General features: G+C 68.7%; 3 protein-coding genes. All 3 read right to left on the bottom strand.

Annotated features, from left to right (window positions below):
• Positions 1–297 (bottom strand): PRC-barrel domain-containing protein (locus tag D7V97_RS41155; RefSeq protein WP_147445206.1); only part of this gene is annotated, 297 nt, incomplete at its 3' end.
• Between the two features lie 101 nt (positions 298–398).
• Positions 399–2,051, bottom strand: a complete 1,653-nt coding sequence (locus D7V97_RS41150) for a GAF domain-containing sensor histidine kinase (RefSeq protein ID WP_120616007.1) — start codon at positions 2,049–2,051, stop codon at positions 399–401.
• A gap of 155 nt (positions 2,052–2,206) precedes the next feature.
• Positions 2,207–3,673, bottom strand: coding sequence for a multicopper oxidase family protein (locus D7V97_RS41145; protein ID WP_233583562.1), 1,467 nt, complete (start codon positions 3,671–3,673; stop codon positions 2,207–2,209).
• Positions 3,674–3,704 lie beyond the last annotated feature (31 nt).

The following is a 3,704-nucleotide window of genomic DNA, read 5'->3' as shown; positions in this document are numbered from 1 at the left end:
GGCGGGCTCGGAACCGGACTCGGAGGCGAGCACCTGTCGCAGCTCCTCCACGGTGGCGGCCAGGAGCACCGTGTCACTCACCGAGTGGACCAGGCGGATGGGCAGCTCGATGCGCCCCGCGTGGAAGTAGTTCCAGTATTTGCCCAGCTGTTCGGCGGTCTCCGAGTTCAACTTCACCTGGAGGGCCTCGACCCTCCAGCTCGCATCGTCGATGATCAGGGACTCCACGGTCCCGAGTGTCTGTCCTCCGTCCGCGACGACCGTGCGGCCGCGGAGGATGCTTTCCGAAAATCGCATGTGCCTGCTCCTTCCCACTCACAAGGATGCGGATGTCGCGAGCACACCGCCGCTGTTCTCGCGAAAGAACGCGGAGCGGTCGTCCGTGTGCTCGCTCCCGCCTACGCCGCGGCGGCCTGGAACGGCCGGGCGTCCAGGGGCAGCTCCAGGGTGAAGGTCGTCCCCCGGTTGGCCTCGCTCGTGACGCCGACCGTTCCTCCGTGCGCCTGGGCGCAGCCCCAGACCAGCGTCAGTCCCAGCCCCCAGCCCGCCGCAGGGCCCGCCTGCGCGGAGCGTGCCCGGGAGAAGGGCTGGAAGATGCGCTGCTGTTCGGCCAGGGGAATCATCGGGCCGAAGTTGTGCACGGAGGCGCGTGCCACCTCGTGGGTCTGGGTGACCACGAAGGTGATGCGCTGGCCGAGCGCGCCGTACTTGAAGGCATTGCTTCCCAGGTTCCACAAGGCCCGGCGCAGCTCCTCGGCGCTCCAGAGGCCCCGGACGTGGTCCGCCGCCCTGAGGACGAAATGATCTCCGTGGAGGGAGTTCAACTCCTCCACGACCTCGTGGGCGATATGGCCCAGGTCGCAGTCCTCGAGTCGAAGCGGAAGCCGCTCGCCCGCACGGATGCGGTTGGCGTCGAGCAGATCGCGGACCATCTGGTCCGTGCGCTCGAGGTTCCGCTCGATCTTCAGCGCCAGGTCGCGCCGCTCCTCCAGCTTCTCGGGGGAGCGCAGGAGCAGCTGGGCGCTCATCTTCGCCGCCGCCAGCGGGCCGCGCAGGTCATGGGCCAGGACGGAGACGAACCGCTCCCGCAGGTCCCGCTCCACCCGCAGCGCGTCCACCTTCTCCTGGAGGTCCGCGTACAGCCGGGAGGTCTCCAGGTGGATGCTCAGGTTCTGTCCCAGTGTCTGCAGCCGCGTCTTCTCCCGGGCGGTGAAATCCCGGGCCTCGGAGACGCCCACGTACACGACGCCCATCAGCGTCTGGTGGGGCGGAAGCCGGACCCCGAGCACGGAGTGGATGCCGCTGCGGCGGAGCGTATCGCTCACCGTGACCGTCGTGGTCTCGGCATCCCAGAGCGAGCGGGTCTCCTCGCCCGCGGCCGCGAGCTGTCCCGGGAAGGACGACAGGTCCAGCGAAGCCGCGTATTGCCCCAGCAACTCCTCCGCCTCTCCGACGGAGGCCGTGGCCATGAGCTTCTGGCGCTTCGGGTCGTACAGGAGCAGTGCCACGCTCTGGGCCCCCATGGCTTCGCAGATCAGCTCGAGGACCTCCTTCAAGCGGTTACCCAGGGTCGCCTCATCCGCCAGCGCCTCGCTCGCCACCTTCTGGAGCAGTCGCAGGTAGCGCTTCTCCGTCTGCTCGTCCTCCAGCAGGTGCTGGGTGAAGAGCTCCGTCACGGACGTCGTGGCGGCATGCAGCTCGGTGAAGAGCCACTCGACGTCGCGGGCGTCTGGCTGGCTCTCAGGAGGAGCGGAGGCCCACATCCGGGTGATGCACCGTCCCAGGATGGCGAACTCCTCCACGACCTCCGCCACATGGAACCCCTGGCGGAGCCGCGCGGACACGTGGCTCTCGACGTGCCGCTGCTGCTCGCTGGCGCCCGTGCGCGGGAGCTCCTGCTTTTCAGCGAGGGAGGCCAGGTAGGTCGGCATGATGTTCCTGAACTCAGGCGCGTCCAGCCCTCGCGCAGATGCGGCCCGGGTCGCCTCCTCCGTCCACAGGCGCATGATCTCGCCGTGATGACTTCGGATGATTTCCGCGACGCTCACCATGGCGTTTTCTCCGACATCCCCCGCTCGCTGTCCGCACTGGCACCTGCGGCACGGGAGAGCGAGCGAGGTGGCGGAGAGAAGACCTGTTCTGAGCAGACACCAAAAGTGGCGGTCGTGAGCGGCATCCGCAAGGGATTGCCAAGGCTGGCAAAGGCTCAGCCGTGTCGGCCCCCGCCTGGTTCCGCTGGGGGCGGGGCGTTCACGTCGATGCCGTCGCGCCGCAGGTCGTCCACCTGGGCCAGCTGTGCCTGGGTCCCCGGCGGAGGGGTGTACCAGCCAGGGTCTCCCTCGCCCTCCAGGCGCTGACGCACCTTGAGCAGGGTGAACATGCCGCCCATCGTGATCTCGTCGTAGGGCCCCTTGCCGCCCACCATGGCGATGGAGTTGGCGGGCACGGGCATCTTCATCCCGCCCATGTCCCCCATGCCCGTCTGTCCCATGGTCATGTAGCCGGGCAACAGCGGGCGCACCTTCGCGTCCAGGCCGCCGGGCTTCATGCCGACGAGGTTGGGCAGGCCGTGGCCCATCTGGTTCATCACGTGATGGGTCATGTGACAGTGCATGGCCCAGTCACCGGGTTCGTCCGCGACGAACTCGATGGTGCGCGTGCTTCCGGTGGGAACGAGCACCGTCGTCTCCGGCCACTGCGCGCTTTCGGGGATGCGGCCCCCGTCCGTCTCCGTGATGAGGAACTGGTAGCCGTGCAGGTGGATGGGGTGGTGGTCCATCGCGCTCAGGTTGCCGAAGCGGATGCGCACGCGCTCGCCCTGACGGACGACCAGCGGCTCTGTTCCCGGGAACGCCTTGGCGTTCATCGTCAGGATGTTGAAGTCCGTCATCTCGTTGGGGTCCGGGCGCTGCGTGCCCGGGTCGATGCGCCACTCGTGCAACATGATGGCGAAGTCGCGGTCCACGCGCGGGCCCACCGGCTTGCGCGGATGGATGATGAACATGCCCACCATGCCCAGGGCCATCTGCGTCATCTCGTCGTGGTGCGAGTGATACATGCCCGTGCCCGACTGCCGCACCGTGAACTCGTAGCGGTAGGTCTCGCCCGGAGCGATGGACTTCTGGTTGAGCCCGCCCACGCCGTCCATGCCGTTGGGCAGGAGGATGCCGTGCCAGTGCACGGTGGTGCTCGCGGGCAACCGGTTGGTGACGTAGAAGCGGACGCGGTCGCCCTCCACCACCTCGATGGTGGGCCCGTGCACGTGGCCGTTGTAGCCCCAGCACGTGGCCTTGAGGCCCGGAGCGAATTCGTGCTCCACCTCCTGCGCCACCATGTGGAACACCTTCACGCCGTCCACGACCTTCCACGGCAGCCTGGCCCCGTTCGGCACCACGACGGGCCGGTAGTCACGTCCGGGCTTGCCGGGCGGCAGGTGCGTCTGCCTCGCGGCGCGACCGCCCGTGTCCTCGGCGGAGTTCTCCCGGGGGCGCTTCGCGCCGGGCACGTCCGACTGTGCCTGGGCCGTGCGGCCCTTCATCAGCAGGGCGCCCGTCGCCAGGGAGACGCCGGTGCGCGCGAGCATGCTCCGGCGGGTGAGCCCGGAGGATTCCGGAGTCCGTGCTTCCGTGTCCTCGGGCGCCGTGCGCGGGTCGTCAGTGGGGGGCGTGCTCATGGGGAGATTCCGGAGAAGGAGAGGGGGAGGG

This window comes from Corallococcus sp. CA053C (assembly GCF_003611675.1).
Taxonomy (GTDB): domain Bacteria; phylum Myxococcota; class Myxococcia; order Myxococcales; family Myxococcaceae; genus Corallococcus.
Note: the sequence above shows the minus strand (reverse complement) of the source record. Positions and strands in the feature narration are given on the sequence as shown.

What these genes read in the sequence shown, in the direction of transcription:
- D7V97_RS41150 (WP_120616007.1), bottom strand. Translation starts at nt 2,051, where the DNA reads ATGGTGAGCGTCGCGGAAATCATCCGAAGTCATCACGGCGAGATCATG.
- D7V97_RS41145 (WP_233583562.1), bottom strand. Translation starts at nt 3,673, where the DNA reads ATGAGCACGCCCCCCACTGACGACCCGCGCACGGCGCCCGAGGACACG.